The sequence below is a fragment of the Chitinasiproducens palmae genome, from assembly GCF_900095735.1.
Taxonomy (GTDB): Bacteria; Pseudomonadota; Gammaproteobacteria; order Burkholderiales; family Burkholderiaceae; genus Chitinasiproducens; species Chitinasiproducens palmae.
The window spans coordinates 3,294-7,307 of record NZ_FNLO01000022.1 but is presented as its reverse complement, the minus strand read 5'-3'; the positions used below and the strand labels follow the sequence as shown (position 1 = coordinate 7,307).

At 64.7% G+C, this 4,014-nt stretch carries 7 protein-coding genes and 1 pseudogene; all 8 read left to right on the top strand.

Translation table 11 applies throughout. The annotated features are described in order from the left end of the window. On the top strand, positions 1-223 hold a 223-nt coding region (locus tag BLU54_RS22915; protein WP_139169807.1), incomplete at its 5' end, for a DUF2190 family protein. A gap of 2 nt (positions 224-225) precedes the next feature. After that, the gene (locus BLU54_RS22910; protein ID WP_091913514.1) at positions 226-537 is read left to right on the top strand and encodes a hypothetical protein; all 312 of its coding nucleotides are present in this window, start codon (positions 226-228) and stop codon (positions 535-537) included. Continuing rightward, positions 534-983: a hypothetical protein gene (locus BLU54_RS22905; protein ID WP_091913512.1), complete on the top strand. Its 450-nt coding sequence runs from the start codon at positions 534-536 to the stop codon at positions 981-983. Before BLU54_RS22910 ends, BLU54_RS22905 begins: the two co-directional genes overlap by 4 nt. A gap of 4 nt (positions 984-987) precedes the next feature. Continuing rightward, positions 988-1,194, top strand: coding sequence for a hypothetical protein (locus BLU54_RS22900; RefSeq protein WP_139169806.1), 207 nt, complete (start codon positions 988-990; stop codon positions 1,192-1,194). Continuing rightward, entirely contained in the window at positions 1,175-2,104 is a 930-nt protein-coding gene (locus BLU54_RS22895) for a phage tail tube protein (protein WP_091913508.1), read from the top strand. Before BLU54_RS22900 ends, BLU54_RS22895 begins: the two co-directional genes overlap by 20 nt. A 72-nt stretch (positions 2,105-2,176) precedes the next feature. Next, entirely contained in the window at positions 2,177-2,512 is a 336-nt protein-coding gene (locus tag BLU54_RS22890) for a hypothetical protein (protein WP_091913506.1), read from the top strand. 44 nt (positions 2,513-2,556) lie between these two features. Next, positions 2,557-2,877: a DUF1799 domain-containing protein gene (locus BLU54_RS22885; RefSeq protein WP_170845279.1), complete on the top strand. Its 321-nt coding sequence runs from the start codon at positions 2,557-2,559 to the stop codon at positions 2,875-2,877. A gap of 9 nt (positions 2,878-2,886) precedes the next feature. After that, positions 2,887-4,014, top strand: a pseudogene (locus tag BLU54_RS23925) (hypothetical protein); the annotation flags it as partial.

Below are 4,014 nucleotides of genomic sequence, written 5' to 3'. Positions count from 1 at the left end.
TGGCGATGTCCCGGCCGGCGTGCCGGGCGAGTTCGAGGTGGTCGGCGTCTACGACTTGCCGGCGGCAAACGCCGCGCTGGCCCAGGGCGCCAAAGCCTATTGGGACGCGACCAACAAGGCGGTGACGGGCACGGCAGCCGACAACGTGCTGATCGGTGCGGTGGTCCTCGGCAAGGCCGCAGGCGTCGCCGTGGCGCGCGTGCGCCTCAACGGCACGGTCTGATCATGTTGCAGCCGGCGACCCTGTGGCGCATCGCGCGTCAGACCGGCGGGTTGGTCGAGGCCAGGTTGCATCCGGGCACGCCGGATGAGCGATCCATTCAAGTGCGTTATGTGGTGAAGGCCGACGACGAGTTCGACGGGGCAGCCGCGAACGCGCTACGACGAATGATCTACCCGATCGACGAGGGGTCAGACATCAAGACCGGCACGCGGGTGCTGATCGGGCGCGAGCTGCTTGTCTGCCGCATCCCCCAGCCGCACGGCTCGCGGGGTTTCGAGCGGCAGGTGGCGATGAACCTGGAGCGTGCCCTATGACCATTCTTCGCCAGCAGTTGCTCGGTGCGCTACGCGCGTCGCTTCAAGCCGACGCCCAACTGACTGCAAGGGTGGCGATCGGGGAATCCGTCCTTGATGCGCTCGACGAGGCGGCAGGCTCGACGCTGGTTATTCACCGGGGTGGGGAGTTGCCACGGCGCACAAACATGGGTGTGACGGACCGGTTCTGCGAAGTGCTCGCGACCGTCATTGTCAGGGCGCCGGCGCCAGACGTTGAGGCGGACCGCATCCTGGAGATTGCGCATCCGATCATCGTTGCGCTGGATTTGCCTGGCCTCATTTCGATCGAGGAAAGCGTGGACGGCGGGGCCGATCCGCCGATGTTCGGCGAATCCAATTCCAACCTTTGTCTGTGTACGACGCACTACGTCATGCACTACCGAACGAGCGGCGATTCGCTCGGGGGAAAACTAACCGATGGGTAGCGAAATGCCTGCCACAACGCAGCCTCTCGATTCGTTGACGGCGATCGTCAACGATGAATTCGCCGGCAAGGCCGGCACGTATCTATTCGACCCGCGTACCGGGAAACGTCAACCGATGATCGACGCCTTGCCGGCGCCGGTCGACATTGTCGAGCAGCAGTTGCCTGCGCTCGACGAGGACAGCCACGACTATGGGCAAGAAAACGGATAAAACCGTCATCCTGGTCAAGCGCCAGACCGCCGTCGGCACGCCAGCCGCGCCGACCGGCGGCGATGCGATGCTTGTCCGCAACGTGAGTAGCGACCCGGTGAGTGCGGAATGGGTCGAGCGCGACAACATCAAAGGGCACTTCGGCAACAACCAGCAACTGGCCGCCTCGGTGCATCAAGAGCTTGACTTCGAGGTCGAGGTCGCCGGCTCGGGCGCGGCTGGCACGGCGCCGGCGTGGGGCGCGTTGTTGACCGCTTGCGGTTTCACCGAGACCATCACGGCCGATACCGACGTCAAGTACACGCCGCACAGCGAGGACCCGGTGCGCTTGACCGTCTGGTATTTCCTCGACGGCATCCTGCACAAGATGACGGACGGCATCGCCACTGTCAGCTTCGACCTCACGGCAGGCGGCATCCCGAAGATGAAATTCCACATCGTGGGCGTCGACGGGGGCGTGATCGATCAGCTCATGCCGAGCGGGGTGAGCTTCGCGAAGTTCATGGACCCGCAGATCGTGGGCGGTGCCGCGACGCCAGCGTGGAGCTTGCACGGTACGTCCGGGGTGTTGGCGGCGCTGACCATCGACATCGCAGCGACGATCAGTTATCGCATGCTGGTCGGGGCGCAAGGGCCGCAGTTGAGTGGCCGGGCGCCGACTGGCTCGATCACCTTCGAGCTGGAGAGCGTCGCCAAAAAGGACTGGTGGGCGGATGTTCGCGGTGCGGTGCTCGCGCCCCTGTCCTTCACGCACGGAAACAAGCCGGGCGGCATCGTGCAATTCGATGCGCCCAAAGTGCAGTTGAGCGCGCTGAAGTACGCCGACGACAAGGGTAACGCCCGCATCACGGCGAATCTCAGTCTGCTGCCCAACGTCGGCAACGACGAGCTGGTGATAACGGTCAAGTAGGCCGGCGCCGGCAGTACGCAGTCAACCACTAAGCCCGCACGCGCGGGCTTTTAACATTCCAGGGAGCAACCCATGCCCGCTTACGTCATCAAAAAGAATCCGATCTACACACACCCGGTCGACGTCCCGGTCCACAGCGAGGCGACCGACGGCACCGGTACGACCCAGCGCCTGGTGGCAACGTTCCGGTACAAGTCGCGCAACGAAGTCGAGCAACTGGAAAAGAGCAAACCTCTCGACGTGCTCGACGCAGTGCTCGTCAGCGTAGCCGGCGTGGTCGACGAGAACGGCGCCGAGTTGCCCGCTAACGACGAGACGAAGGCGGCTGTGTTGCAGGACCCGCTGGCCTTTCTCGCGCTCGTTCGCGCTTTCTGGCAGAGCCTGGCCGAGGTGGCCGTAAAAAACTGAGGGCGGCGGCACGCTACGCGGCGGGTGAGCGCGCATCGTTCGCGGTGGACCGCTCGGTCGCCAAAGCGCTGGAAGCCTTCGGCGCGCACGAGGCAGCGCAGTTTGCCCGAAACCGTCCGGCAGATCCCGGCGCGCAGCTATTCGCCGACCAGGTCGAGGCGTACTGCTGCTTTCTCTCCGCAATGTCGCAATGGCGCACTGTCTCGTTCGGCATGGGCGGTTTTGCGTATCAGGGCATCGACTATCCGTCACTGGAGGCGGTATTCCGCTTGCGTCGCGTACCGCCTGAAGACGTTCCTGACCTCTTCGAGCAGATCCAGGTGATGGAAGGCGCCGCCGTCGAGTATCTCAACGACAGGCACTAGGAAAGCGATATGGCATCACAGGGGCAATACGTCCTGCGCTTCACGGCGGACACGGGGCAAGCCGAGGCGCGTCTGCGCAGCGTCGCCCAGGCGGGCGAGCAGAGCGGGCGGGCGCTTTCGGAAGGAATGGGTGGTGGCGCACGCGACGGCGCCGCCGCAATTACTATCATCGATCGCGAGGCGCAAAAGCTCGAAAAGACGGTCCGAGAGATGGCGGCGACCTGGGGCATGTCCAAGGTCGAAACGCTCGCTTACAAGGCGGAGCAGTTGGGCCTGAGCGATGCACTCGCCGCACCGCTTGAAAAGCTCCGTGCCCATGAGGCGGCTCAGCGCGGCATTGCGGAATCGACGAACATCGCCGCAGGCGCGGCGAGCGCGCTGGCTGCGAACGAGGAGCAACTTGGCCTGCGGCTGAGCGATGTCGCGATTCGAGCCGGGCAGTACCAACGCGCGATGGCCGAATCCGCCCGCGCCTCGTATGCCGCGGCTGCGACGGCAGGTCCTTCGGGGGGGCCTTCGGTCGCAGACGTGCGCGAGGTCGTCGCCCGTCAGAGTCAAGCGATGATCGATGCGGCCCGGCAAACCGCTGCGGCCACACGCGAGCAACAGGCATTCAATGAAGCGCTCCAACTCGGCGCAACGTCGTTCGGCGAGCTGGAGTCGCAGTTCGGCATGCTCGATTCAGTCATGGCGAAGGGGGCCATGTCGCAGGAGCAGTACGCCGCTTCGTTTGCGACGTTGAGTAAGGAGGAAGCGCGGCTGACGCAAAGCCTCGATTCGCTGCGCAGTCGATACGACCCGGTCGGCGCGGCGACTCGGAAGCTTGCCCAGGACGAAGCCAAACTGGCCGACGCTTTCAAGCATGGCCAACTGACGCAACAGGAGTACAACGCCGCGCTCGCCGGACTGGACGCCGACAAGGCCAGGGTAGGGCTGGCGGGTCTCGCGCAAGCGCAGCGCGAGCTGGAAAAGCAGTTCAAGGCCGGCGAAGTCACGTCGCGCCAGTACAAGCAGTCCCTCGCGGAAATCGAGCAGGCAAGAGCGCCGTTAGAAGCAGTCGCCGGCTCGGCGAAGGTGGCCGGCTCGCACATGGAGGGATTCAGCCTCAAGACGGCCGGCGCCAAGCGCGAGTTGCTG

What these genes read in the sequence shown, in the direction of transcription:
- BLU54_RS22910 (WP_091913514.1), top strand. Translation starts at nt 226, where the DNA reads ATGTTGCAGCCGGCGACCCTGTGGCGCATCGCGCGTCAGACCGGCGGG.
- BLU54_RS22905 (WP_091913512.1), top strand. Translation starts at nt 534, where the DNA reads ATGACCATTCTTCGCCAGCAGTTGCTCGGTGCGCTACGCGCGTCGCTT.
- BLU54_RS22900 (WP_139169806.1), top strand. Translation starts at nt 988, where the DNA reads ATGCCTGCCACAACGCAGCCTCTCGATTCGTTGACGGCGATCGTCAAC.
- BLU54_RS22895 (WP_091913508.1), top strand. Translation starts at nt 1,175, where the DNA reads ATGGGCAAGAAAACGGATAAAACCGTCATCCTGGTCAAGCGCCAGACC.
- BLU54_RS22890 (WP_091913506.1), top strand. Translation starts at nt 2,177, where the DNA reads ATGCCCGCTTACGTCATCAAAAAGAATCCGATCTACACACACCCGGTC.